General features: G+C 46.3%; 25 protein-coding genes. 18 read left to right on the plus strand and 7 right to left on the minus strand.

Annotation, left to right across the window (positions count from 1 at the left end; translation table 11 throughout):
• Positions 1-231: 231 nt before the first annotated feature.
• Entirely contained in the window at positions 232-1,002 is a 771-nt protein-coding gene (gene ku / locus BC343_RS18465) for a non-homologous end joining protein Ku (RefSeq protein ID WP_078349271.1), read from the minus strand.
• A 216-nt stretch (positions 1,003-1,218) separates the two neighbouring features.
• On the opposite strand from ku, the gene BC343_RS18470 reads away from it, so the two are divergent.
• The 5 genes from BC343_RS18470 (at position 1,219) to BC343_RS18490 (ending at position 7,234) form a co-directional block, all read left to right on the plus strand.
• Positions 1,219-1,863: a hypothetical protein gene (locus BC343_RS18470; RefSeq protein ID WP_078349272.1), complete on the plus strand. Its 645-nt coding sequence runs from the start codon at positions 1,219-1,221 to the stop codon at positions 1,861-1,863.
• A gap of 289 nt (positions 1,864-2,152) precedes the next feature.
• Positions 2,153-5,542 carry an isoleucine--tRNA ligase gene (gene ileS, locus BC343_RS18475; protein WP_078349273.1) on the plus strand — a complete coding sequence of 1,130 codons (3,390 nt, stop codon included), beginning with the start codon at positions 2,153-2,155 and terminating at the stop codon, positions 5,540-5,542.
• 1 nt (position 5,543) lies between these two features.
• The gene (locus tag BC343_RS18480) at positions 5,544-5,927 is read left to right on the plus strand and encodes a TraR/DksA family transcriptional regulator (protein ID WP_078349274.1); all 384 of its coding nucleotides are present in this window, start codon (positions 5,544-5,546) and stop codon (positions 5,925-5,927) included.
• Positions 5,928-6,533 (plus strand): lipoprotein signal peptidase, encoded by a 606-nt coding sequence (locus tag BC343_RS18485; protein WP_078349275.1) that lies wholly within the window; start codon positions 5,928-5,930, stop codon positions 6,531-6,533. It begins immediately after the preceding gene.
• A 203-nt stretch (positions 6,534-6,736) separates the two neighbouring features.
• Positions 6,737-7,234, plus strand: a complete 498-nt coding sequence (locus tag BC343_RS18490; protein ID WP_078349276.1) for a thioredoxin family protein — start codon at positions 6,737-6,739, stop codon at positions 7,232-7,234.
• Positions 7,235-7,506: 272 nt separating this feature from the next.
• Here the strand turns inward: BC343_RS18490 and pyk are convergent, their stop codons facing one another.
• Positions 7,507-8,943 carry a pyruvate kinase gene (gene pyk, locus BC343_RS18495; protein WP_078349277.1) on the minus strand — a complete coding sequence of 479 codons (1,437 nt, stop codon included), beginning with the start codon at positions 8,941-8,943 and terminating at the stop codon, positions 7,507-7,509.
• 72 nt (positions 8,944-9,015) lie between these two features.
• Complete coding sequence (locus BC343_RS18500) at positions 9,016-9,435, minus strand: IPExxxVDY family protein (protein ID WP_078349623.1); 420 nt, start codon at positions 9,433-9,435, stop codon at positions 9,016-9,018.
• 150 nt (positions 9,436-9,585) lie between these two features.
• Here BC343_RS18500 and BC343_RS18505 point away from each other — a divergent pair, with 150 nt between their 5' ends.
• The 3 genes from BC343_RS18505 to rnc are packed head-to-tail and all read left to right on the plus strand — an operon-like array spanning position 9,586 to position 11,831.
• A complete protein-coding gene (locus BC343_RS18505; protein WP_031266521.1) occupies positions 9,586-9,822 on the plus strand; it encodes an acyl carrier protein in 237 nt (78 codons plus the stop codon).
• 20 nt (positions 9,823-9,842) lie between these two features.
• Positions 9,843-11,096: a beta-ketoacyl-ACP synthase II gene (fabF, locus tag BC343_RS18510; protein WP_078349278.1), complete on the plus strand. Its 1,254-nt coding sequence runs from the start codon at positions 9,843-9,845 to the stop codon at positions 11,094-11,096.
• Between the two features lie 9 nt (positions 11,097-11,105).
• Positions 11,106-11,831 (plus strand): ribonuclease III, encoded by a 726-nt coding sequence (rnc, locus tag BC343_RS18515; RefSeq protein ID WP_202909819.1) that lies wholly within the window; start codon positions 11,106-11,108, stop codon positions 11,829-11,831.
• A 130-nt stretch (positions 11,832-11,961) separates the two neighbouring features.
• On the opposite strand, the gene BC343_RS18520 is transcribed toward rnc, so the two are convergent.
• Positions 11,962-12,732: a hypothetical protein gene (locus BC343_RS18520; protein ID WP_078349279.1), complete on the minus strand. Its 771-nt coding sequence runs from the start codon at positions 12,730-12,732 to the stop codon at positions 11,962-11,964.
• 178 nt (positions 12,733-12,910) lie between these two features.
• On the opposite strand from BC343_RS18520, the gene BC343_RS18525 reads away from it, so the two are divergent.
• From BC343_RS18525 to BC343_RS18565, 10 genes are all read left to right on the plus strand, one after another.
• Entirely contained in the window at positions 12,911-13,789 is an 879-nt protein-coding gene (locus tag BC343_RS18525; protein WP_238381806.1) for a YicC/YloC family endoribonuclease, read from the plus strand.
• Between the two features lie 100 nt (positions 13,790-13,889).
• Positions 13,890-14,462, plus strand: a complete 573-nt coding sequence (gene gmk / locus BC343_RS18530) for a guanylate kinase (RefSeq protein WP_078349281.1) — start codon at positions 13,890-13,892, stop codon at positions 14,460-14,462.
• Positions 14,463-14,499: 37 nt separating this feature from the next.
• Positions 14,500-14,868 (plus strand): four helix bundle protein, encoded by a 369-nt coding sequence (locus BC343_RS18535; RefSeq protein ID WP_078349282.1) that lies wholly within the window; start codon positions 14,500-14,502, stop codon positions 14,866-14,868.
• Positions 14,869-14,930: 62 nt separating this feature from the next.
• Complete coding sequence (gene nadD, locus BC343_RS18540; protein WP_078349283.1) at positions 14,931-15,503, plus strand: nicotinate (nicotinamide) nucleotide adenylyltransferase; 573 nt, start codon at positions 14,931-14,933, stop codon at positions 15,501-15,503.
• Between the two features lie 30 nt (positions 15,504-15,533).
• A complete protein-coding gene (locus BC343_RS31405) occupies positions 15,534-15,710 on the plus strand; it encodes a hypothetical protein (RefSeq protein WP_202909820.1) in 177 nt (58 codons plus the stop codon).
• The gene (locus BC343_RS31985) at positions 15,704-16,015 is read left to right on the plus strand and encodes a type II toxin-antitoxin system RelE/ParE family toxin (protein WP_162276895.1); all 312 of its coding nucleotides are present in this window, start codon (positions 15,704-15,706) and stop codon (positions 16,013-16,015) included. The genes BC343_RS31405 and BC343_RS31985 overlap by 7 nt, the downstream gene beginning before the upstream one ends.
• A 57-nt stretch (positions 16,016-16,072) precedes the next feature.
• The gene (miaE, locus tag BC343_RS18550; protein WP_202909821.1) at positions 16,073-16,672 is read left to right on the plus strand and encodes a tRNA-(ms[2]io[6]A)-hydroxylase; all 600 of its coding nucleotides are present in this window, start codon (positions 16,073-16,075) and stop codon (positions 16,670-16,672) included.
• Positions 16,673-17,197: 525 nt separating this feature from the next.
• On the plus strand, positions 17,198-19,078 hold the full coding sequence (locus tag BC343_RS18555) for a gliding motility-associated C-terminal domain-containing protein (RefSeq protein ID WP_162276896.1): 1,881 nt from the start codon (positions 17,198-17,200) through the stop codon (positions 19,076-19,078).
• Positions 19,079-19,346: 268 nt separating this feature from the next.
• The gene (locus BC343_RS18560; protein ID WP_078349286.1) at positions 19,347-19,724 is read left to right on the plus strand and encodes a response regulator; all 378 of its coding nucleotides are present in this window, start codon (positions 19,347-19,349) and stop codon (positions 19,722-19,724) included.
• 51 nt (positions 19,725-19,775) lie between these two features.
• On the plus strand, positions 19,776-20,705 hold the full coding sequence (locus BC343_RS18565; RefSeq protein ID WP_143822259.1) for a PepSY-like domain-containing protein: 930 nt from the start codon (positions 19,776-19,778) through the stop codon (positions 20,703-20,705).
• A 343-nt stretch (positions 20,706-21,048) separates the two neighbouring features.
• Here BC343_RS18565 and BC343_RS18570 read toward each other — a convergent pair whose 3' ends face one another.
• From BC343_RS18570 to BC343_RS18580, 3 genes are all read right to left on the minus strand, one after another.
• Positions 21,049-22,647, minus strand: coding sequence for an FAD-dependent monooxygenase (locus BC343_RS18570; RefSeq protein ID WP_078349288.1), 1,599 nt, complete (start codon positions 22,645-22,647; stop codon positions 21,049-21,051).
• A 6-nt stretch (positions 22,648-22,653) separates the two neighbouring features.
• Positions 22,654-23,364 (minus strand): SAM-dependent methyltransferase, encoded by a 711-nt coding sequence (locus BC343_RS18575; protein WP_078349289.1) that lies wholly within the window; start codon positions 23,362-23,364, stop codon positions 22,654-22,656.
• Between the two features lie 255 nt (positions 23,365-23,619).
• Complete coding sequence (locus tag BC343_RS18580; RefSeq protein WP_078349290.1) at positions 23,620-24,876, minus strand: pyridoxal phosphate-dependent aminotransferase; 1,257 nt, start codon at positions 24,874-24,876, stop codon at positions 23,620-23,622.
• Between the last annotated feature and the right edge of the window lie 107 nt (positions 24,877-24,983).

Raw genomic sequence — 24,983 nt, forward strand, 5'->3', positions numbered from 1 at the left:
ACGTTTTGCAACATTTGACCACATTGACGATGATGTTGGTGTAAGCGTTACACCAGGCAAAAAATTTTTACAGAAAAGGAAATTTTCAGTTCCCCTCTTGAGAGGGGCGCGCGGAAGATAGGAGCGGTGGCGGGGTGTGTTAGTCAGTCATGCAATAGCGGAACACACCCCTAACCCCTCTCAAGAGGGGAACTATAGTTCGATAGGGGCTTGTTAGGGCAGAAAGGTGTCCTACGCCCCCTTCTTCACCTTCAAGCTGCTCATTAGCTGATCGTAAAGGTCGTCGCTTTTGGTTTTGTGGGGTTTTAGTTTTTTAACAGTGGCGCGTTTGCCTTTTGCCTTGGCATGGATGATCTTCAGCAACTCGCCGTTGTACTCGTCTTTATATTTAGATACATCAAACTTCTCGGCGTATTGGTTGATAAGGGCGAGGCCTACATCCAATTCCTTTTTGCTAACGGTAACATCCTTGGCAATGTTCAGGTCATCAGTATCGCGTATCTCTTCGGCGAAGCGTATACGGGTTACCACCAACACGTTTTCTTGCGGATGCACAATACACAGGCTTTCGGTACTGCGGAGCACAAAGCGGGCAAGCCCGGCTTTTTTTGATTGCTGCAGGGCCTTCAGCAGCAGTGCGTACGCTTTATTGTTTTTGGTGTCGGGTTCGGTGTAGTAGCTGGTTTCGTAAAACATGGGGTTAACTTCGTCCAGTTCTACAAAGCTTTCAATTTCTATTACCTTGCTTTTTTCGGGTGCGGCATCCTCGAAATCCTTGGCATCAACCACCACGTAATCATCGTTCAGTTTATAGCCTTTTACAATTTTATCGTAGGGTACTTCTTTATGGGTATTCTCGTTCACGCGCTGAAAGCGGATGCGGGCATGGTCGCGCCCGTCGAGCATATCCAGGTCGAGCGTGCTTTTTTGCACTGCCGAATACAATTTAACCGGTATACTTACCAGCCCAAACCCAAGCGAACCTTTCCATATCGACCTCATAATTACTGCCTTTAGTATCTGAGATAACCAACAAAACAAGGAAGGGTTTTGCCTATCAGGCTATAAATACCACATCCGGTTGTAAGGTGTTCCAACTTCTATTAGCCGTCTACGTGTTTCACGGTATGCCAATATACCTCATATGTAGTATTGTGGTGTGTTGTTCATAATCAGAACTTTACCATCATAAACGCTAAACTTTAAATTCTAAACACGATGAAAAAACTTATCCTAACCGCCGCTTTTGCATTCGCAGTATGCCTGGGCGCAAATGCACAATCAACTCCTGAACCGGCCGCCATTACCGAAAACCCTGCTGAGGTAAAAAGCGATGGCAAATCGTTAGATCAGCTTAAAGAAGAAAGAGCTGCTTTAATTGCCATGGTGAAATCAGAAGATTACCAAAAACGCCTTGCCAAAGTTGACGGCTTAAAAGCACCGAAAGAATCGGGCGTGGCCAGTGTAGATGCCTTATCAACATTGGTTACCACCATGCTGGGCCAGCTGAAAGATAACCGCAACATGGTGCCACAGTTGTACGCCAGCGTTACCGGCCAAACTTTAGATGGCGTTGCCGCAACCGGCATACAGCCTATCTCGCCGGACCAAATGGTGGCCTTCTCTAAACTTTGCCTGGCTATGGGTAGCAACTTAGTAAAATCATCAAAAGATTTAGTTACCCTGCCCGGCGATATCTCGAGTGCAGGTTTCATGAAAGGCCTTAAAGCCCTTAAATCTGTAGCTTACATTAAAAGCGCAATCGGTATCCTGAAAGACGAAATATCATACAACTCAAAAATGGTGAGCAACCTGATGGAGACCAATAAACTGGCTTCGTTAACTGCCACTACTACAAAATAACAACGGATTAGCCGGCCCCGGCACAGGGAGGCTTTGGGGGCACCAAAAGTGGAACCTCCCTGCTGCCGGGGTTGGCTGATTCGCCTGTAACGGTTTTATTCAACCCCAAACCTTAATACAGCCGCCGAAGGTGTTTCCTTCGGCGGTTTCTTTGTTATATGGCCTTTGTGTTTTATCTGCCCAAAATCTCCCCGGCAGGTCATTTACGAGGGCAAATCACCTCTTTTTCTCGGTTTTATAGATAAAATTGCCTATTTTTGCAGCCTTTAAAATTCGAGCGAACATATTGATGTACAAGGAATATAAGCAGTTGAACCTGTCGGAAACAGGCAAGGATATACTGGAATTTTGGCAGCAGAATAACATATTTGAAAAGAGCATAACCAGCAGGCCGGCAAGCAAGCCGTATACTTTTTATGAAGGCCCGCCAAGCGCCAACGGGATGCCCGGCATCCACCACGTTATGGGGCGCTCTATTAAAGATATTTTTTGCCGCTACAAAACGCTGAAAGGCTACCAGGTAAAACGCAAAGGCGGATGGGATACCCATGGCCTGCCTATTGAGTTGGCTGTAGAAAAATCGCTTGGCATCACTAAAGACGATATTGGTAAAAAGATAACCGTAAAGGAGTATAACGATGCTTGCCGCAAAGAGGTAATGCGCTATACAGACGTATGGAACGACCTTACCGAAAAAATGGGCTACTGGGTTGACCTGGAGAACCCTTACGTTACCTACGAGAACGAATACATTGAGAGCCTTTGGTGGATATTGCAGCAGCTTTACAAAAAAGGCTGGCTGTACAAAGGTTACACCGTGCAGCCATACTCTCCCAAATCGGGCACGGGCCTAAGCTCGCACGAACTGAACCAGCCGGGTACCTACAAAATGGTGAAGGATACCACCATCACTGCGCAATTCAAAGTAAAGCGCGACGGCGATTCTGAGTTCCTGTTCGATGGCGTTGCTTCGGGTACGGATGTATTTATCCTGGCCTGGACGACCACCCCATGGACCCTGCCATCTAACTGCGCACTGGCCGTTGGCGAGAACATTACTTACGTAAAAATTACCACCTTTAACCCATATACCTACAAACCTGTTAGCGTAATACTGGCTAAAGACCTGGTTAAAAAATACTTTAAAGCCGAAGGCGAGAACGCCTCTTTTGAAGATTACAAAGGCGGCGATAAGGTTATCCCTTACAAAGTAGAAGCCGAGATAAAAGGCAGCCAGTTGGTTGGCTTGCACTATTACCAGCTGATGCCTTACGTAACCAACGAGGATTTGGAGAAAAACGCCTTCCGCGTTATCCCCGCCGACTTTGTTACTACCGAAGATGGTACCGGCATTGTACACACTGCATCTGTTTTTGGTGCGGATGACTTTAGGGCCTGTAAAGAAAACAACGTGCCATCGGTAATGGTGAAGGACGAGAACGGCAAGGATGTTCCGCTTGTTGACAAGCAGGGCCGCTTTGTTGTAGAGGTTACCGATTACGCCGGCCGATACGTAAAAGAAGAATACTATACCGCAGAAGAACGCGCCGAAGAAGGTTTTAAACCAACCGACGTACTCATCTCTATAAAACTGAAGGAAGAGAACAAAGCCTTCAACGTACAAAAATACGAGCACAGCTACCCGCATTCGTGGCGTTCAGATGAGCCTATACTCTACTATCCGCTGGATAGCTGGTTCATCCGTACTACGGCCATCAAGGATAAAATGGTGGAGCTGAACAAAACCATCAACTGGAAACCCGAAAGCACAGGTACAGGCCGCTTTGGTAACTGGCTGGAGAACTTGGTTGACTGGAACCTTTCGCGTTCGCGCTATTGGGGCACCCCGCTGCCTATTTGGCGCGAGGAGAACGGTACCGAAGAAAAATGTATAGGTTCGATAGCTGAACTGAATGCAGAAATAGAAAAATCGATAGCTGCTGGCTTTATGCCGGCAGGCTTTAAGCTGGAAGATATGCACCGCCCTTACGTGGATGATGTAATATTAACATCTGCCGCAGGCAACAAAATGATCCGCGAGACCGACCTGATAGACGTTTGGTTCGATAGCGGTGCCATGCCTTATGCGCAATGGCACTTTCCTTTCGAGAATGCTGAACAATTTAAAGGTGCCTACCCGGCAGATTTCATAGCCGAAGGTGTTGACCAAACCCGTGGCTGGTTCTTTACCCTGCATGCTATAGCGGTAATGCTAAGCGAAGCCAGCGACGAGATCAAAGCCATCAACCTGGAAGTTGGCAACAAGGGTATCTCATTTAAAAACGTTATCAGTAACGGTTTGGTGCTGGATAAAAACGGCAACAAAATGAGCAAGCGCCTGGGTAACGGTATCGACCCTTTCGAAACCATTAACCAATACGGTGCCGATGCTGCCCGCTGGTACATGATAAGCAACGCCGCACCTTGGGATAACCTGAAATTCAACATCGAAGGGGTGGATGAGGTGCGCCGCAAGTTTTTCGGTACGTTGTACAACACTTACTCGTTCTTTGTGCTTTATGCCAATATCGATAAGTTTAAATACGAAGAAGCTGAAATAGCGATACAAGACCGCCCGGAGATAGACCGCTGGATACTATCCTTACTAAACACCCTGAGCAAAGAGGTGGATGGTTACTATGCCGATTTTGAACCTACCAAAGCCGCCCGCGCTATACAGGAGTTTGTGGATGTGCATTTCAGCAACTGGTACATCCGCTTAAGCCGCCGCCGTTTCTGGAAATCAGATAACTCGGATGATAAGCTATCGGCATACCAAACGCTTTACACCTGCTTAATAGCTATCAGCAAACTGATGTCGCCTATAGCGCCGTTCTTTGCTGAGCGTTTGTATACCGACCTTAATTCGGTTACCGGTAAAGAAGAATTTGAATCGGTACACCTGGCGTACTTCCCTGAGTACCACGCCGACTTAGTTGATACAGCATTAGAAGAGCGTATGCAATTGGCGCAGGATATATCGTCATTGGTATTATCGCTTCGTAAAAAGATAGAGATACCGGTGCGCCGCCCGCTGGGTAAAATTTTGCTGCCTATATTGGATAAAAACTTTAAAGAGCAGGTAGAAAAGGTAAAAGACCTGATACTTTCTGAGGTGAACATCAAAAATATTGAGTATATTACCGACACCGAAGGCTTTGTAAAAAAGAAGATAAAACCAAACTTTAAAGCCCTTGGTGCAAAGGTTGGCAAGGACATGAAAGATGTTGCCGCCGCTATAAACGCCTTTGACCAAACCGAAATTGCCAGATTGGAAGCCGAAGGTAGCATTGACGTATTGGATGGCAAGTACAGCATACTGGTAACCGATGCCGAAATTATAGCCGAGGACGTTCCCGGCTGGCAGGTAGCAAACCTGGGCAAGCTAACCGTGGCATTGGATGTTACTGTTTCTGAAGAATTGGCGCAGGAGGGGATATCCAGAGAACTGGTTAACCGCATACAAAACCTGCGTAAATCAAAAGGCTTTGAAGTTACAGACAGGATAAACGTGCGCGTAAGCGACCATGATTATATCCGCGAAGCTGTAAAAAACAATTTAGCCTATATTTGCGCCGAAATTTTAGCTGATAGCCTTGTGCTTGATAATGAGCTGACTGAAGGCGACGAAGTAGAAATTGACGGACATAAAATTTTAATAGTAATTAGTAAAAGTTAACATGAGTCAAGAACCCTCAAAAACAAGATATTCTGACGCAGAGCTGAAAGAATTTAAAGACCTGCTGTTGGATAAACTACGCAGCTCGAAAGAAGAACTGGCTGCTTTGGCAACTTCGCTTAGCTCGCCAAACGCAAACGGTACCGATGATACCGCCGGCACTTACAAAACTTTGGAAGATGGCTCGGCCACTTTAGAGAAAGAGCAGATAAACCAGCTGGCTGCCCGCCAGAAGAAATTTATTGAGCAATTGGAGGCTGCTTTGGTACGCATCGAAAACAAAACTTATGGTATTTGCCGCGAAACGGGCAAGCTTATACCAAAAGAGCGTTTGCGTGCCGTGCCACATACCACGCTTACTATGGAAGCAAAATTAAAGCAATAGATGAAGGCAGCTTATACTAAACCTTTCCTAACCGCGACATTTATTGTATTAATTGACCAGGCCATTAAGGTTTGGGTAAGGCAAAACATGACTAAGCATGAGCCTATCAAATTCATGGGCAACCATGGCATGCTGCAATATGTTGAAAATAACGGTATGGCCTTTGGAATGGAGCTGGGCGGCGAATGGGGCAAATTGGCTCTTACTTTATTCCGCATTGTTGCGGTTGCGGGTATCGGTTATGGGTTGGTGCATCTTATCAAACAGAAATACCATCGCGGCCTTATTATGATGGTAGCCTTGATATTGGCCGGCGCTGTAGGCAATATTATCGATTCTGTTTTCTACGGCGTTATTTACGGCTATGCGCCTCTATTGCAGGGCCAGGTAGTAGATATGTTTTACTTCCCCTTGTTTAGCGGGCATTTCCCGGCATGGTTTCCGGTTTGGGGTGGCGAGGAATTTATATTTTTCCGCCCGATATTCAACTTTGCCGATGCTGCCATATCCGTGGGTGTTATCATGATACTGTTTAACCAGGGGCGCTATTTTAAACACGAGCAAGAGGAAGAAAGCAGCCCGAACAGCGAGATGGTAGAAGATTAAGTTTTTTAAGTCCGAAGTCTTTGGTCGGTAAGTCCGGAAGACGGAATTTGAAAATATTAAACAATAAAAGCGGCTAAGGCCGCTTTTATTGTTTAACCTCAATGGCATGGCGGGAGGGGAGAGACGGCACCTTCGTTTAGCACGAACGCGCATTATCGCTTCAATGCCTAAAATTCGCTATATTGCCTTAAAAAACGTCCCCAATGAAAAAGATATTCCTGATAGCCACTGTTATTGCTTTTGCCACCATCGCCAAAGCGCAAGATAAACCAACCCTTTATCATCCGGAAGCTGATGCAAAAGCGGAGATTGCCGCAGCCGTTAAGAAAGCAGCTAAAGGGCATAAAAATGTATTGCTGCAAATTGGCGGCAACTGGTGCAGCTGGTGCCTGCGCTTTAACGGCTTGGTTACCCAAAACGATACGCTGAATACTTACATGAATACCAATTATGAGGTAGTACACGTAAATTACAGCAAAGAGAACACCAACGATAAATTAATGGCAGAATTGGGTTTCCCGCAGCGTTTTGGCTTCCCGGTATTTATTATACTGGATGAAAAAGGCAACCGCCTTCACACCCAAAACTCGGCCTACCTGGAAGAAGGTAAAGGCTACAGCTCCGGCAAAGTGAAAGAGTTTTTTGAGAATTGGGCACCTGTCGCGCTCGATCCTAAGAGCTACGCAGAGAAGACGAAGTAGTCTTAAGTCTTAAGCCTTAAGTCGGAAGTCCGCAGTCGGAAAGTCCGAAAGTATTTGTAAACGATAAACGCGGCGCTAAGCCGCGTTTATCGTTTATAGCCACCACACTATTGCGAGCTTTAGTGCGGCGTTCTTCGGTTAAGCATTATCGCCTGCACATTGTGAGATTATCGATATAGCTTAGGCTTTGCTATTCCAAACAAAAAGGGTTATCGCATCCACGATAACCCTTTTTCAATTTCTTCCGTCTTTCGGACTTTCCGACTTAAGGCTTATTCTACCACACTTACGCGCAGCATATTGGTTTTACCCTGTTTGCTGATTGGTACGGCTGCGGTGTTGATAACCACGTCGCCGGTGCGGATGTGGCCTTCTTGTTTCAATATCTCGTTTACATCGGTAATAGTTTGGTCGGTGCTTTCCAGTTGGTCGTAGTAGAAAGCGCGTACGCCCCAAACAAGGCTTAATGCGTTAAGCAATTGCTTGTTCGATGTAAATATGTAAGTGCCTGCTTTTGGCCTGTAGCTCGAAATTTCGAAAGCAGTGTAACCCGAAGTAGTCATAGATACTATACCGGCTGCATTGGTATGCTCGGCAAGGTATACGGCGCTACCGCAAAGATTATCGCTCAGGAAGTTCGGGTGAGCAGGGTCGAGGTTCTCGCTTTTCTTAGCATTGAACGGATAACCCAGGTCTTCTACATTGCGAACAATTTTGGCCATAGTTTCAATAACAATAACCGGGAACTCGCCAACAGATGTTTCGCCGCTCAGCATCACTGCATCAGCACCATCTAATACCGAGTTAGCTACGTCGTTCACCTCGGCGCGGGTTGGGCGCGGGGTGGTTATCATGCTTTCCAGCATTTGGGTAGCAACAATTACGGGTTTAGCAGCATCGCGGCATTTGCGGGCAATCATTTTTTGCAGTAATGGTACTTCTTCCAAAGGCATCTCAACACCAAGGTCGCCACGGGCAATCATTACACCGTCGGTAGCAGCAATAATATCATCAATGTTTTCAATTGCTTCAGGTTTTTCAACTTTAGCAATTACGCGGGCGCTTTTGCCGCTTTCGCGGATAATGCGTTTCAGGTCTATGATATCCTGGCCGGTACGCACGAATGAAAGGCCTATCCAATCCAAATCCCACTCCAGTGCAAATTGCAGGTTGTATAAGTCGTCTTCGGTTAAGCTTGGGATAGATACTTTAGTGTTTGGCAGGTTAACACCTTTGCGCGATGTTAAGATACCGCCGTGTACCACTTCGCAAACAACGGTGTCTTTACGGTTGGTATCAATAACTTTCAATTGCAGTTTGCCATCATCCAACAGGATAATTTCGTTGGCTTGTACATCCTGCGGAAAGGTTGGGTAGGTAATGTATATCTGGTTGTCATCGCCAATACACTCGTTGGTAGTAATGTTGATGCGGGTACCGTTTATAAGGTTTATACCGCCATCTTTCACCAATCCAATACGGATTTTAGGGCCTTGCAAATCGGCCAGGATGCTCACATTTGTTTTGTATTCGGCGTTAATTTCGCGAATAATGTCAACAACTTTTTTGTGGTCTTCCGGCTTTCCATGCGAAAAGTTGAGTCGGCAAACGTTCAATCCTGCCTGAATCATGGCAATCAAAACGTCTTTTTTTGCTGATGCCGGCCCCATGGTGGCAACAATTTTGGTACGGTTATAATAAAAATTCATATTCTCGGGTTTAAATCGGGCTATACGTATATATTATATATAGTGTAGTATTGACACATTTTAAAAATCGCGCTAAAATAAGAGATTTTCCCGTGATTTTATTTTTTTCGGTTCAATCTTTACTGCAGCAACTATCTCGGGTATCTTATTCAGGCCCGAAATTATACTTTCCACGTCACTTTCGTCTATATAATTTTTTATTAATATAAAATAATCTGCTTCGCGCATTTCGGGCACAAGGTATCCATCAGACCCTTTATTGCCAATAAAATTAAATTCGGTTTCGGTAGTTTCCCAGGTATATTGATAAATAGAGAACAAAACCTCGCCGTTGCCGGGGCCAATATCGAGTTTTAGATCGTCCTGACGCACAAAATTAAAGTTTAAGTTTTTGTTAATAAGGTAACAAGTACGGTAATCTTTAAGAGATGTGGTAAGCGCAATTAATATAAAATCAAAATCGATCTCAAACTTTAAATTTTTCCTGTTCAAAATCATTACTTTTACGGCGTTAAAATTACAAATCCAAACCTTTGCAATAAAATATTGTTCTGATAATTATGCGAAGTTTTTAGGTTTGATATTTAACATAATTTATTTTTCTTTGCACTGAAAATTTATTAATCATTAAAAATTAAGACTATGTCTGATATCGCTTCAAGAGTAAAAGCTATTATCGTGGAAAAACTGGGTGTTGACGAAAGTGAAGTTACACCAGAAGCAAGCTTCACCAACGATCTTGGTGCTGACTCTTTAGACACCGTGGAATTGATCATGGAGTTTGAAAAAGAATTTAACGTTGCAATTCCTGATGATCAGGCCGAAACTATCGGTACTGTAGGCCAGGCTGTTGCTTACTTGGAAAAAAACGTTAAATAAGCTCCTCTTAAAACTATTAAATGGAGTTTAAAAGAGTTGTAGTTACCGGGCTTGGAGCGCTTACTCCGATTGGTAATTCGGTTCCAGAATATTGGGACGGTTTAGTCAATGGGGTAAGCGGCGCTGCCTTAATTAAGAGTTTTGACGTTACAAAGTTCAAAACCAAATTCGCCTGCGAAGTAAAGAATTTTGACGCGGATGGCTTTTTGGGCCGTAAAGATGCCCGTAAGCTCGATCCGTTTGTACAATATGCTTTGTTCTCTACCGAAGAAGCGGTTAAGGATGCCGGATTAGATTTCGAAAAACTGGATACCAGCCGTATTGGCGTTATCTGGGGTTCGGGCATTGGTGGTTTAAAGACATTTTTGGATGAGGTTGTAAATTTTGCCAAAGGCGATGGTACACCCAAGTTCAATCCGTTCTTTATACCTAAGATGATCGCCGATATTGCCCCTGGCCATATTTCTATTAAATATGGTTTGCGCGGGCCAAACTTTACCACTGTATCTGCTTGTGCTTCATCAAATAACTCGCTTATTGATGCCTTTAACTACCTGCGCCTGGGTAAAGCAAATATGTTTATCACCGGCGGGTCGGAGGCTATTATAAACGAAGCGGGTATTGGCGGCTTTAATGCAATGCATGCTTTAAGTACACGTAACGACGACCCTTCAACAGCTTCGCGCCCATTTGATTTGGACCGCGATGGTTTTGTTGCCGGCGAAGGTGCGGGTACCATTATTTTGGAAGAATTGGAGCACGCCCTAAAACGCGGCGCAAAAATTTATGCCGAAATGGTGGGTGGCGGCATGAGCGCTGATGCATACCACATGACGGCCCCTCACCCCGAAGGGCTTGGTGCTGCACTGGTAATGAAAGCTGCTTTAGAAGATGCAGGCTTAACCCCGCAGGATGTTGATTATGTAAATGTACACGGTACATCTACCCCAATCGGCGACCCGCAGGAAGTAAAAGCCATAACTGATGCCTTTGGCGACAGGGTGTACGATATCAATATCAGTTCAACAAAATCAATGACGGGCCACTTGCTTGGTGCTGCCGGTGCTGTTGAAGCAATTGCCTCTATTTTGGCACTGAAACATGGTATTATCCCGCCAACCATCAACCACTTTACCGATGATCCTGCTTTTGATCCGCGTATCAACTTCACTTTCAACACTGCGCAAAAACGCGATGTGAACGTGGTGCAGAGCAACGGTTTTGGTTTTGGCGGCCACAATGCATCTGTTATCTTTAAAAAATACCAGCAATAACTTCGTTGGATGCCTATTAGTCGCTTTTACAAGCTATATATTTCGCCTAACCGCAAGTATGTGAAGGTTTTAAAGAATTTGCTCGGCTTTGTGCCGGGCAATTTATCTTTATACCGTTTGGCTTTCAGGCATAAATCGGTTGCCCAAAACATCAAAAAAGGCGTAAAAAATAGTAACGAACGCCTGGAGTTTTTGGGCGATGCCGTATTGGGCAGCGTGGTGGCCGAAGTGCTGTTTAAGCTGTACCCCTACGAAGATGAAGGCTTTTTAACCGAACTTCGCTCGAAGATCGTAAGCCGAAACAATCTTAATGCCCTGGCCAAGAAGCTTGGCTTTGATAAGCTGATAGAGTTTGATACCAAAATACTTACCTCGGGCAGGCAGGGCTCGCTGCTGGGCGATGCTTTTGAAGCGCTTATAGGTGCCGTTTACCTCGATAAAGGTTACGATTTCACCCGTAATTTTTTGGTGAACCACATCATCAAATCGCATATCGACATACACAAGCTGGAGCAAACCGAAACCAATTTCAAGAGCAAGCTTATTGAGTGGTGCCAGCGCCACGGCAAGGATATCAGCTTCGACTTAATAACCAACCTTGACGGCGAAAGCGCCAAACTATTTACCGTACAAGCCAGCATAGATGGCGAAGTATTAGGTTCCGGCAAAGAATTCAGTAAGAAAAATGCTGAAAAATTAGCCGCCGAAAAGGCTTGTACTGCGCTGGGAATATAGCTGAGGCCCCCTAACCCCCTGAAGGGGGAATAGAAGTTGAAGACTTTGCGAAAGATATTTGTGAGCCCGGCTGTGAAACAGGTGGGCTTTAGGCTTTTCAAAGGCTCCCCCTTCAGGGGGCTGGGGGGGCTCACGGTTTCTTTATCTTAATTGGCCCCGGCCCGCCCAACGATTCGGGTGCAGTTAATTGAGGTAAGGGCTGATACTTGTCCCCATTTCTGCGGTAGTAATTGTAATTGGTGCGGATGCGTTTCATCAAGTCGTAATCGGCCCATATCTTAAGGTCTTCGTACGAAGGGCGCCAGTAAGCCATAAATTTTGCTACTTCTGCAGAATCGGTTAAGCCGGTTACCTTCATTACTAATGCGCTGTTGTAGCGGCGGTCTACCTCGGTAGCTTCCAGTTCGCGTTTGGCAAATTGCGCAAAGCGTTTGGCCCGATTGGGCGTTTTGCCGAATAGCTCATATACGCCTGTAATAGGGTTTGTGAGGAAGCTCAACACCGGTGGTTTGCCATTATAAAACGTGCCCTGGCTTTTGTATTGGCCCATTATTTCGCGCAGTTCCTGCTTTTTGGTTTGGCCGGTAATGCGCACCTCGTTCAGTTTAAAACCGGGTTGCATGTATACGATCATCGCGAAGCCTTCATATTCCTGCTTTTGAACGGTGTAGTCGGCTTTGGTAAATTCCAGGGTATCGCCAATATTGGCTTTTATGGTGTAATTGCCCAGCTCGTCGCTAATTGCAATAATGTGGTTTTTGAGGTTGGTAACCTTTACTGCAGCAAGGCGATCGTTAGATATTTTGCGGTAAGTAGTGCCCTTTGCCTCCTGCGCACGGGCGCAAACGGCAAAAGCAAACATCAGCAATAAAGTAAAGGCTGCATGGCGGGCGTATGGCATACTACAAACTTAGCCCTAAAAAACGACTTGAAATGTGAAAAAGTGTTAAAGCTGAAGTTGTAAGTCGGAAAGTCCGATAAGTCCGAAAGAAACTCCAGCCAAGCGCACGTCCTATGAGTGTCTTTTCTTTGGGCTTTCCGACTTTTCGGACTTTCCGACTAAAAGCCTATCTTTGCACATGATAAAATCCATGACAGGGTATGGAATTGCCAGCTTCGACTCGGGCAGGACAAAATATACCGTTGAAATTAAATCCCTGAACAGCAAATTCTTAGAGCTTTCGTTACGCTTACCCAAAATATTTTCGGAAAAAGAGTTTCAACTGCGCAACGATTGCAGCAAGCAGATAGAGCGCGGTAAAGTAAGCCTTTCTATCAATGCGGAGCAAGCCAACGCTGCCGAGGTTAAAGCCGCCGGTATAGATAAAGTGCTATTGAAGCATTACTACAACCAGCTTAAAGAAGTAAGTGCAGAAGTGGGCGAAGCCGGAGGCAACCTGTTGCAACTGGCCTTAACTTTACCTGAAGTGGTGAAGTTTGAGGAAGACACCCTATCTGAAGATGAGTGGAAACTGGTTGAAAAAACCTTCAATCAGGCCATGGCTGCTTTCCAGAAGTTCCGCAGCGATGAGGGGAATGTGCTGGAGCAAGATATTAGGATGCGCATAGGTATCATCCTGAAGAACCTGGAGCTGGTTGAAATTGAAGAGCCAAAACGCGTACCCGTTATCCGCGAACGCCTGAACCAGTTTTTGAGCGAAGCTGTTGGCGCCGATAATATGGATAAGAACCGCTTTGAGCAGGAGTTGATATATTTTATTGATAAACTGGATATCACCGAAGAGAAAATAAGGCTGAAAACCCATTGCGAGTATTTTTTAGAAACACTGAAGAATGCCGATGCCAACGGTAAAAAACTGGGCTTTATATCGCAGGAGATAGGCCGCGAAATAAACACCCTGGGCTCTAAAGCTAACGATGCTGCTATGCAAAAGCTGGTAGTAGGCATGAAAGAAGAACTGGAAAAAATAAAAGAACAACTTTTAAATGTATTGTAGTTCATTGGTTCATTAGTTCAATGGTTTGTATGGTCCTATTAGACAAGGTACTATGCACAAATGAACTAATGGACAATTGAACAAGTGAACTAATAAACCAATGACCAAAGAAGGTAAACTCATTATATTTTCGGCACCGTCGGGCGCGGGCAAAACTACTATTGTGCACCATTTGCTTGGCGAGGTGCCCGATCTGGAATTTTCCATTTCGGCAACTACACGTGCCCCGCGCGGAGATGAGGAAGATGGTAAAGATTACTATTTTATCAGCCTGCCCGAGTTTACCCACCGCATTGCTAAAAAGCAATTTGTGGAGTTTGAAGAAGTGTATACCGGCACTTTTTACGGCACCCTGCGTGCCGAGATAGAACGCATTTGGGCAAAAGGCAAAACCGTAATTTTTGATATCGACGTAGAAGGTGGCCTTCACCTTAAGCGTAAGTATAACGAACAGGCACTTGCCATATTTGTTCAACCACCATCACTGGAAGTTTTAAAGGAACGCCTGACCGGCCGCGGCACCGATAGCGCCGAAAAACTGGCTGAACGTTTCGAAAAAGCAGAAAAAGAACTAAACTACGCACCGCAATTTGATATTATCCTCAAAAATTACGATCTTCAGACGGCTTGCAAAGAAGCGAAGACGCTGGTGACGGAATTTATAGCCAGTTAGCAGTTTGCAGTGCGCGGTTAGCAGTTTGCTTTTCTGAATGGGAACATACAAAGATCTGTTGATATATAAGAAAAGCTTCAGTCTGGCGATGGAGATTTTTGTGGTTACCAGATCATTCCCCAAAGAAGAAAGGTACTCATTAATAGATCAGATCAGGAGATCTTCCCGCTCTGTTAACATTTGCTCTGTAGAGGCTTATAGAAAACGCCGATATCCAAACCATTTTGTAAGCAAGTTGACCGACGCTGATATGGAAAACAGCGAAACCCAGGGCTGGTTGGAGTTTGCCCTGGCGTGTGAATATATAGATAAGGATACCTACGAAAAGCTTTTAGCCCAGTCGGGCGAAATAGGCCGTATTTTACAGTATATGATGGATAACCCTGACAAATTTGGGGCAGGATAATTTCTCTGAATACTGCTAACTGAAATATTAACTGCCAACTGCACACTGAAAACTGCCAACTGATGAAAATAGGCTTACTATTCGGTTCGTTCAATCCCATACACATAGGGCATTTAATAATTGCCAACTACATGGCCAACCATACCGCACTTGATAAGGTGTGGCTGGTGGTATCACCACAAAACCCGTTGAAAAAATACGGCGACCTGATAAACACTTACGACCGGCTGGAGATGGCCAAACTGGCTACCGAAAATGCCACCAATATTGCCGTAAGCGATGTGGAGCTGAAACTGCCACAGCCATCGTACACCATTGATACACTTACCCATCTTAAAGAAAAATACCCCGAGCACGATTTCGCGCTGATAATGGGTTCGGATAACCTGGCTACGCTGCATAAGTGGAAGAACTATAAACTCATCCTGCGCGATTACCGCATATTTGTTTACCCACGTCCCGGTTACGAAAATGCCGAGTTTGCATCGCACCCATCGGTAACTATCACCATGACGCCTCAGATGGAACTGTCGGCAACGTTCATCCGTAAGTCCATAGCCGAGAAAAAGAATGTACAATATTTCGTCCCCGACCCTGTTTTAAAGTTTATAGAGGCAAAGAATTTGTATAAGTAAAGTTGTACATTTATAAAAAGGAGGCTTGTTATGCTAACGCGGGACAAAGTACAGGAAATAGTTGCTCACATGCCGGATAAGTTTTCGGTAGATGATTTGGTGGAGAAAATATTGTTGCTTCAAAAAATAGAAATCGGTGAGCAAGAAATACAAAATGGCGAGGGAATAGACTGGGAAGATTTAAAAAAAGAAATGGAGCAGTGGTAAAGGTTACAATTGCTCCAACTGCCCGCTTAAATATAAGAGAGATCTTCGATTATATAAAACGGGATTCAGTTCATTATGCTCAAGTAGAAAAGAGCAGAATAATCGAGGCCATAGATACGCTAAGAGAAAACCCGCTCATTGGAAAAAGGGTACCTGAACTCGATGATAGTAATTACAGAGAGATACTGTTCAGGCGCTATAGAATTATCTATAAGGTAATCTCTGAAGACGCATTGAATGTGGTCGCTATTCAGCACCAGTCGAGATTGCTCTCCAACAATCCTGCGTTTACAAAAGGACTATAAATTCTTCTTGGTTCTTGACTCTTAAATCTTATTTCTAATCTTCCTATCTTTGCTCCTGTGAGCGAGAAAACCATTTTAAAACTACAATTGCCTACCGACCCGCTTTGGGTGAAGAACGTGGTAGAAAGCAATATTGAAGAATTGCTTACCGACCATGCCTACTGCGAGCAAAAGGCCGCCACAAACGCCATTACCCTTATTGTGCAAAACCCCAACCTGAGCGAGGTGGTGCAGGAGATGATAGCATTGGCGCAGGAGGAAATGGAGCACTTTAAACGCGTGCACGATCTTTTGCTCGAGCGTGGCTTTACATTGGGTAAAGAGCGTAAAGACAATTACGTGAACGAGCTGCGCAAATTTATGATAGTAGGCGGTGGCCGCGAAGCCCAACTGATAGACCGCTTGTTGCTATCCGCAATGATTGAGGCCCGCAGCTGCGAACGCTTCAAAGTATTGTCAGAAAACATTAACGATAAAGAGTTGTCCGATTTCTATTACGAATTGATGGTGAGTGAAGCCACCCACTATGCGATGTTCATTCGCCTGGCAAAAAAGTACGCCGTAGAAATAGACGTAGACAAACGCTGGAACGAGTTCCTGAAATATGAAGCCCAGGTTATCCAAAACTACGGCAAAGCCGAAACCATCCATGGATAGCATCATCATTAGCTTATAAATAAACGCAGGCGCGCAACTCTTACAAATCGGTGGAATCATCTTCCCCAATCGGTGAAATCCCAACAAAAAAATCCTGTCCCGATCCCTTCATCCCTAAATCCTGTCAACAACTTCTACTATTAAATCTTGTTCTCGTCGGCACAAAATCCCCGTTTACCGATACATCTCCCAAGCCCCCAAGTTCCTGTTATACTTTTACATCAAGCAATAAGAAACACATAAAAAAATAGCATTAGTGGTAGTATCGTTTACATAACCGCGACAATATACGGAGACGGGAGGGGACATTAGGTGTTTAGGTAGGCGTACCCCCTCCCGCCACTCCGTAAACAGGCAAGCAATTAAGTGTTCTCTTTTTTCATAATAGTTCGATAGGGGCGTTTGTATGTGCTGTGCAACGTCCCTCTTTTTTTAACCGTCATGCACCTGTTTATTAGCCCCAAAACATCCTGCAAGACCAGGGAGTGGAAACCTTTTGCCCTTTTTTTTGCCTGCACGCTTACCATGCTTGCCGCAAATAACCATGCCCAAGCCCAAAGCCTTGGCGACCCGGTGGTGAACATCACTTTTGGCTCGGGCAGTAGTACGCATTCGGGGGCGCTCTCTGCCGATTCGGGCACTACCAGTTATACTTACAGCAGTAACGATTTCCCAAGCGATGGTTCGTACACTATAGAAAATACTACCGCCGGCGCAGGCAACGTGTGGTGGAGCGGTACCGACCATACGGGCAACACCGGCGGTTACATGATGGTGGTGAACGCCAGTGTATCCAAAACAGATTACTTTTATAAACGTACCGTTCATGCGCTGTGCTCCAATACTAAATACCAGTTTTCTGCCTGGGTGGTAAATCTGCTGAGGAGTAGGGATATTAGTCCGCCCAATATTACTTTCTCTATAGAAACAACCGGTGGCACAACTATCCAAAGCTTTAATACGGGCGATATTTCCCTGAAAAGCAGTTACCAATGGGTACAATACGCCTTTAATTTTACCTTGCCTGCGGGCGTTTCGGATGTGGTTATCAAAATGTCGAACAATAGTGCGGGTGGCGCACCGGCTAATGATCTCGCCATCGACGATATCGTTTTTCGCCCGTACGGACCGGATATAAAAGCCAGCTTCAGCAGCACTGCAGAAACCGTAGATGCTTCGGCTTGTTCGGACAACCCTACCAGCTATACCTTAAGCACTACCGCGCCCGATGGTTACTCTATATTATGGCAATACCAAAACAGCGCGGGTGCCTGGGCCGACCTGCCCGGTGCGAACGCCTCCTCAAATACTTACACCTTCACTTCGCCAATAGTTGCGGGTACTTACAAATACAGGGTGGTGACCGCGCTCACAGATAATATAACCTCCACGCTTTGCCGCTCGGCATCAAACCAGTTAACGCTAATGGTGGGTTCCTCGCCCTCATCATCGGCAAGTTCTAACTCGCCGGTGTGTGCGGGGCAAAGTTTATCGCTGAGCGCCTGGGCTGGTGCGTCCTGGGCGTGGACGGGGCCTAACGGCTTTACCTCGAACGTGCAAAATCCTATTATAAACCCCGTGAGCGAGGCAGCAACAGGCACCTACTATGTTACCGTAACATCGGCATCTAACTGCGTGGTAGTTGCGCAGGTTGATGTAAGCGTAAAAGCACAACCCGTAGCAGTAGCCGGCGCGATAAGTACCGAGATATGCGAAGGTAACTCTACCGCACTAACCGCAAGCGGCGGCGAAACTTATGCGTGGCTGCCCGTAACCGGTTTATCTAACCCTAACATTGCCAACCCCGTTGCCAGCCCTGCACAAACTACTACGTATACCGTAACTGTTAGCAACAGCAGCGCCTGCACAAGTACGGCAACGGTTATTATTAATGTATTGAAGAAACCGACGGCCAGTGCCGGGGCAGATAAGCATATTACCCAAACCCAATCGGTAACGTTGGATGGCAGCGCTGGTGGCACCAACGTAAGTTATTACTGGACGGCCTCTGATGGCTCTGCAGCCCCCGAAGGGCTTACACCAACGGTAAGCCCGCTGGAAGATATTACTTATACGCTTCACGTGCTCTCCAACGCAGGCTGCGGGTTAGAGGCTACCGACGACGTATTCGTACGCGTCTACAAAAAAGTGACGATCCCCAATACTTTTACCCCCAATGGCGATGCCGTTAACGATACCTGGGAAGTAGGCGCATTAGATACCTACCCCGAAGCCACCACGCAGGTATTTAACCGCTATGGCTCGGTGGTATTCAGCAGCCTGGGTTACCCCAAAGCCTGGGACGGCAACAGCAACGGCCAGCAACTACCGGCAGGAACCTACTACTACAAAATAGACCTGAAGAACGGCAACGTGCTGAGCGGTTGGGTGTTGGTGGTGAGGTAGTTGGCGGTGGGCGGTTGGTAGTATGCAGTTGACAGTTTGCGGTGGGCGGTTAGCAGTTCTCAGTTGGCGGTTTGCATAGGGCAGTTCGCATTTCGTGCGCATCAGAGAATCCTTTAATCAAGCGAATCATGGTTCAGACAATCAGCGGAATCAACGTCATCATTAAAATCAGCGGTCAGGTTTACCGACACATTCCCGCCATTAAACGATACATCACTGCGCTGCTGCCTGCAAACCTGCACCTTAGATTCAACAAAACAAAATTACCATGAACGCCACACACAATAAAAAACACATTTTGGTGCTTGATAAAGATAACCGCATACTATCTGTAGTAGACGACCTGATGCACCTGGGCAATTTTGATGTACACGTTACTTACGACCCCAACGCTATTTACGACAGCGCCAAATCGCTTAAACCCGACCTGGTTATTTTAGACTACAAACTGCTGAACGACGAGTGCGAAGAAATTTGCCAGGACTTTAAACAGGATAGCGAACTAACCGGTGTGCCCATTATTGTGGTAACTACTTACAAAACCAAGAAGATACGCGCCGAAGCCTACAAGTGCGATGCGCTGTTTGTAAAGCCGCTGGATATTAGCCTATTCGCTTCGCGAATGGACTACCTGATGGCCTCCTGATACCGCCAAAATAATCTCAGAATATATAGAAATCAATTAAACTAACGAATCATGAAAAGGAAATTTATCTATTACAGTTTAATGCTGCTGGGCGGCATTGGTGTGTTTTCGTCGTGCAGTAAAGATGCCACAAGCAACAAAACCGATAGTACCACCACTGCGGCAAGCAGCGCCCTGGCTACAGCGGTGGCCAACACAGGCTCTATTGCTATTTCAACGGTAAGTACATCGGGCACAACAGATAGCCTGTACCTGGTGGGCTGCATGGGTAAACGCGACAAAAAAGATACCGTAGCATTTAGCGCGTTGCCTGCCGCTATTGGTACTTATTTAACCACTAATTACTCAGGCTATACCTTTAAAAAGGCATTTGCCGTTAAAGATAGCACCGGCACGCTGACCAGTTATATTGTGGCCATACAATTCAATGGTAGCCCGGTCGGCTTGAAATTTACCGCTGACGGCACTTTTGTAAAAGTATTGGAGCAACGCATTGGTGACGACCTGAGGCACGGCCGCCGTTTCCACGAAGGTGGCCCCTTTGGCGACCGTAACGGCCACCCGCGCGATACCATTGCCCTATCGGCCTTACCAACGGCTGTTAGTAGCTATTTTGCTACCAACTACGCCGCCGATACCCTGCTGCATGCCTTTATTGCGCACGATAGTACTTACGTGCTCATCAGTAAAAATAATGGCTTGTATAGCACCGCTATTACCAAAGCAGGCAGTTTGGTTAAACGTGTACAAATAGATAACCACCGCGGCAAAGTAGCATCGGTTACCGAGGCCGGTTTGCCTGCAACAGCTACCACGTACTTAACCACCACCTATGCGGGTTATGTTTTCAACAAAGCCTTCTCGGTAAGTAAAGCAGGTGTGGTACAAAGCTACGTGGTGTTCATAACGGTGAATACGACCAAATATGTGGTAGTATTCGACAGTTCGGGAACTTTTGTTGCAGCAAAAGCCATCCGTTAATTCGTCCTCATATACATATCTATATTCCCCGGCCCCGGCTCTTGTGCAAAAGAGCTGGGGCTTATTTGTGACTATAGGATCCGCGTTAGATTTGACAACTTTCAAAAAGTTGTCAAATCTTTTACCCTCCATGTCATTTCGACGAACAGAGGGCTGGGAAAGAGCGGGGTGTGAGGAGAAATCTTGAACGTTAAGTATTACCGCCACGCATTTACTCGTTGATATAACCGACTTGCAGTTCCGCTTTGCATGAACGCATAGCAATGTGTCGAAGATTTCTCTTCGCCCACCCGCTCTTTTCCTCCGCGCATGCTCATCGAAATGACATCGTTTTTTGTGTTCTTTACCCCTTAAAACCCACCACATCCCTTAAATAAGCATCCATCATCTCCATATCCACCATATCATTCAAATAGCCGATGTGCATATCCGGGCGAACGATAATGGCTTTGCGATGCCCTGGGCGTACTTGGAAGGCATCGAAGATATGTTGATTGCTTGACGACGATGGCAGGTGGAAGAAGTTGATACCCGAGTTGTATTGCTGGGTTAGCCATTTGGCCAGGCTGAAAAGATAGTTCTCTTTTATCTCACCCATGGTGATAAGCGTGAAGCCTGGCTTGTTGCACCAGGCGTGGAGGTCGGTTTTTTCTTTCTTTTTCTCGTCGAATATTTCGAGATAGGGGAGCCTGTCGCCTGCCCTGATATTTCCCTGGTGCCCTAAGTTGCGGCTTAGCTTGCTATCGCGATAGCTGATACCCGTTTGGGATACCCGTTTGAAAAATTCGGTGCGCACCTTTTCGCGCTTCCACATAAACTTTAATGCTGCGGGCATTATATATTGCTTTAGCATACTGCCAAATATGCTGCGCGAGGTAATGATGTTGAAGATACGGTCGGTAGTGTTGAGCAGCATTTTGGCAACGGGCATGCGCTCCTCGGCATAGGTGGTTAATATTGCCGGGGTGAATTGCCCGTTCACTACGCCTGCCAGTTTCCAGGCAAGATTGTAGGCATCCTGCAGCCCCGTGTTCATCCCCTGCCCGCCAACAGGGGAATGGATATGCGCGGCATCGCCTATCAAAAAACTTCGCCCATCGGCAAATTTATCGGCCATACGGTGGTGCAGTTTGTACTGGGTGAACCAGTGGTTTTCCTGCACCTCGATAGCTTTACCCGTGAGCTGCCTTAAATGCGGCAAAACTGCATCCAGTTCCAAAGTATCGTGGTCCGCAAGTTCGTCGGGTATGCTGGCTACTACGCGGTAACAGTCTTCTTCGGGCATGGGGAAGAAACCCGCGAAATCTGTCTTCGACATAAACAGCTGAACGTTATCGCCGTTGAAAACCTTATCGATCTTCACATCCGCCAAATAAAATTTATGTGCGTAGGTATCGCCGCTAAAAGGTATGCCCAATTGTTTGCGTACGATGCTATGCGCGCCATCGGCACCTACTATGTAGTCGCAGGTGATAGCAAAGGTTGCCTCTCCGCTCTGTAGTTGAGCTTCGTAGCCGGTGGCAGTTTGTTTTAGCGATTGCAGCGATGTTTGCCAGTAAACGGGGCAGCAACCTGTAGTTAACTCATCCAGCAGCAGCCGCTCGTTTTTGCTTTGCTGATAAAGCAGTATGTAGGGGAACATCGTACCGGCATCTTCAATAGCATTCATGGGCAGTGATGCTATCGCTTGTCCATCCTTGTTAAAACTTACGCCCGAAGCTTGTTTGCCGCCGCTAAGCACCCGGTCTATCACCCCCATTTGCCTGTATATTTCCAGCGAGCGCGCCTGTACCGCCAATGCTTTCGATTGACTGGTTGGCCCTTGTTTGGTATCTATAATAACCGGTACCAACCCATAACGCAGCAGTTGCGCGGCCATCATTAAACCCGATGGGCCTGCACCTACAATAAGTACGCTGCAATGGGTAGGAGGGCTTAGCATAAATTATCAGGCATGGAATAATAAGAAGATGGCCGGGCGTTTGCGCAGGTCGGGCACTTGTTTTTTCCAGTCGGCTATGGTAAGGGTTTTGATGAACTCGGTAGCGGCGGTAATATCGCAGGCTATACACAGCCGGGTTTGGGGCTTGCAGGTTTTCAGCACATCATCCAGCATACTATCATTACGGAAAGGTGTTTCGATAAACAACTGCGTTTGCTTATTCTTCTCGGCGAGGCTTTCCATGTCCTTTATCTTTTTGGCGCGCTCCACTTTATCAATGGGGATATAACCATGGAAGGTAAAGCTTTGCCCGTTAAAGCCCGATGCCATCAGCGCCAGCAGTATAGAGCTTGGCCCAACCAATGGTACTACCTTTATGCCTTTACGATGAGCTTCAGCAACTATATCGGCACCCGGGTCGGCAATGCCGGGACAGCCGGCTTCGCTCATCAGGCCAACATCGTTACCGGCCATTAAGCCCGTGAAAAATTCGCCCAATCCGCTATCGCGATTATGCTTACCATAATCGTGTACTATCAATTCGCTTTGCGGCGTTTTCAGCCCGGCTTCTTTTAAAAAGCGGCGGGCGGTTTTGCTGTTCTCTACTATATATTCCTTTACCGAGTTAATGGTATCCACCAAATAGGGCGTAAAAGACTTCGCCGCCACTTCATCGGCAAGGGGTACGGGTATTAAAAAGAGCGTTCCTAACTGCATATTGCAAATTGACGCTTTTTATTTGTTTTAAGCTAATTCAGTTTGCAGTTAACGGTGGGAGAGTTTGCAGTTTGCGGTGCGCAGTTTGCAGTTATTATAAAACTATGTCATTGCGAGCCGCAGCGGGAGGGTTGGTGAGAAGGGGTGGCGTGGCAATCTCATAGGACAGTCCTCCATGCAGAATTCGGTACCTGTCCTATAAGATTGCTTCGTCGTTCCTCCTCGCAATGACAAATTGGGAAATATAGAGATTGCTTACACTAATTTCGCCAGTGCAGCTTTCACCCTTGGCAACAGATCCTTCATATCCTGCAAGGTGCTTGCTCCTACCGATACACGGAACCACGCCGAGCTTTCATCTGTACCGAATGCTGAGAACGGCACCAGCGCTACGCCGGCTTCTTTTATCAGGTAAAAGTTCACGTCTGCCGAGTTAGCCAATACTTTGCCATCGGGTGTGGTTCTGCCAATGTAATCGACTTTAACGGTTAAGTAAATAGCGCCCATAGGCTCAATAGAATCAACGGCGAAGCCTTCAGCCTTCAAGGCCTGGAAACCTTCGTGAAGGGTATTCAGACTTGCTTGTACGTTGGCTTTCAGGGTATCAAGGAAAGTGTCAACAACGGCTTCATTCTTCAGGTATTCGGCCATGGCCACCTGCTCTGCCTTTGGCGACCATGCCCCCATGTGGCCAACTATGGCTTTCATGTGGTTGATCACCTCGGTCGGTCCAAAGCCCCAGCCTACGCGTACGCCTGTTGCAGCGAAGCATTTAGAACCACCATCAACAAAAATGGTGTAAGGTTTCAGTTCGGGGCGTAGGGTTACCGGGTCGTAGTGTTTGTATTCGCCGAAGGTAAGTTGCGAGTATATTTGGTCGTACAGCAGGTACAATGGTTTTTGGCCTTCCGCGCGGCTTTTGTTTTCTTCTATCACCAGGTCGCAAATTTCCTCCAGGTCCTTTTTGCTGAACATGGTGCCGGTCGGATTCAAGGGCGAGCACAGCGCCAGTAATGTTGCACCTTTTACATGCGGGCGCAATTCATCTGCCGTTGGCATAAAGTTGTTTTCGGCACGGGTGGGTACGATCAGTTTTTCGGCACCGGTAAGGTCGCAGTAGTGGTTGTTGTTCCACGATGGTGCCGGGAAAACCACCCAGTCGCCCGGATCAACCAGGGCAAGGTAAGTAGAGTATATCAGTGGGCGCGAACCACCTGATATCAATATTTGGTTAGCGGCATACTCCAAACCCAAACGGCTTTTCAGGAAGCCCGAAACGCTTTCGCGCAGGCTCAGCATACCATCCGCAGGCGGGTAGTTGGTTTGGTTATGTTTGTAGGCCTCAATAATGCCCTCCTTCAGTTCGGCAGGGATAGGATAAATATTCGAGTCGAAATCGCCAATGGTGAGGTTGGCAATGTTCTGCCCTTGTTTTTTTAACTCGTTTATTTCGCCGGCTATCTTGATGATCTCCGAGCCGCTCAAATTCTCTGCTAATACCGATACTTTCATGGAGGCAAATATAGCCCTTTAAAGATAAAAGACAGCAAGAATCAAGAACCAAGACAAAGCCCCAAAACTCTTTAAAATAAAAAGACGAAATACCTTTTGGATATTCC

It is taken from the genome of Mucilaginibacter pedocola, assembly GCF_002013915.1.
In the GTDB taxonomy this organism is placed as follows: domain Bacteria; phylum Bacteroidota; class Bacteroidia; order Sphingobacteriales; family Sphingobacteriaceae; genus Mucilaginibacter; species Mucilaginibacter pedocola.

What these genes read in the sequence shown, in the direction of transcription:
- ku (WP_078349271.1), bottom strand. Translation starts at nt 1,002, where the DNA reads ATGAGGTCGATATGGAAAGGTTCGCTTGGGTTTGGGCTGGTAAGTATA.
- BC343_RS18470 (WP_078349272.1), top strand. Translation starts at nt 1,219, where the DNA reads ATGAAAAAACTTATCCTAACCGCCGCTTTTGCATTCGCAGTATGCCTG.
- ileS (WP_078349273.1), top strand. Translation starts at nt 2,153, where the DNA reads ATGTACAAGGAATATAAGCAGTTGAACCTGTCGGAAACAGGCAAGGAT.
- BC343_RS18480 (WP_078349274.1), top strand. Translation starts at nt 5,544, where the DNA reads ATGAGTCAAGAACCCTCAAAAACAAGATATTCTGACGCAGAGCTGAAA.
- BC343_RS18485 (WP_078349275.1), top strand. Translation starts at nt 5,928, where the DNA reads ATGAAGGCAGCTTATACTAAACCTTTCCTAACCGCGACATTTATTGTA.
- BC343_RS18490 (WP_078349276.1), top strand. Translation starts at nt 6,737, where the DNA reads ATGAAAAAGATATTCCTGATAGCCACTGTTATTGCTTTTGCCACCATC.
- pyk (WP_078349277.1), bottom strand. Translation starts at nt 8,943, where the DNA reads ATGAATTTTTATTATAACCGTACCAAAATTGTTGCCACCATGGGGCCG.
- BC343_RS18505 (WP_031266521.1), top strand. Translation starts at nt 9,586, where the DNA reads ATGTCTGATATCGCTTCAAGAGTAAAAGCTATTATCGTGGAAAAACTG.
- fabF (WP_078349278.1), top strand. Translation starts at nt 9,843, where the DNA reads ATGGAGTTTAAAAGAGTTGTAGTTACCGGGCTTGGAGCGCTTACTCCG.
- rnc (WP_202909819.1), top strand. Translation starts at nt 11,106, where the DNA reads ATGCCTATTAGTCGCTTTTACAAGCTATATATTTCGCCTAACCGCAAG.
- BC343_RS18520 (WP_078349279.1), bottom strand. Translation starts at nt 12,732, where the DNA reads ATGCCATACGCCCGCCATGCAGCCTTTACTTTATTGCTGATGTTTGCT.
- BC343_RS18525 (WP_238381806.1), top strand. Translation starts at nt 12,911, where the DNA reads ATGATAAAATCCATGACAGGGTATGGAATTGCCAGCTTCGACTCGGGC.
- gmk (WP_078349281.1), top strand. Translation starts at nt 13,890, where the DNA reads ATGACCAAAGAAGGTAAACTCATTATATTTTCGGCACCGTCGGGCGCG.
- BC343_RS18535 (WP_078349282.1), top strand. Translation starts at nt 14,500, where the DNA reads ATGGGAACATACAAAGATCTGTTGATATATAAGAAAAGCTTCAGTCTG.
- nadD (WP_078349283.1), top strand. Translation starts at nt 14,931, where the DNA reads ATGAAAATAGGCTTACTATTCGGTTCGTTCAATCCCATACACATAGGG.
- BC343_RS31405 (WP_202909820.1), top strand. Translation starts at nt 15,534, where the DNA reads ATGCTAACGCGGGACAAAGTACAGGAAATAGTTGCTCACATGCCGGAT.
- BC343_RS18555 (WP_162276896.1), top strand. Translation starts at nt 17,198, where the DNA reads ATGCTTGCCGCAAATAACCATGCCCAAGCCCAAAGCCTTGGCGACCCG.
- BC343_RS18560 (WP_078349286.1), top strand. Translation starts at nt 19,347, where the DNA reads ATGAACGCCACACACAATAAAAAACACATTTTGGTGCTTGATAAAGAT.
- BC343_RS18565 (WP_143822259.1), top strand. Translation starts at nt 19,776, where the DNA reads ATGAAAAGGAAATTTATCTATTACAGTTTAATGCTGCTGGGCGGCATT.
- BC343_RS18570 (WP_078349288.1), bottom strand. Translation starts at nt 22,647, where the DNA reads ATGCTAAGCCCTCCTACCCATTGCAGCGTACTTATTGTAGGTGCAGGC.
- BC343_RS18575 (WP_078349289.1), bottom strand. Translation starts at nt 23,364, where the DNA reads ATGCAGTTAGGAACGCTCTTTTTAATACCCGTACCCCTTGCCGATGAA.
- BC343_RS18580 (WP_078349290.1), bottom strand. Translation starts at nt 24,876, where the DNA reads ATGAAAGTATCGGTATTAGCAGAGAATTTGAGCGGCTCGGAGATCATC.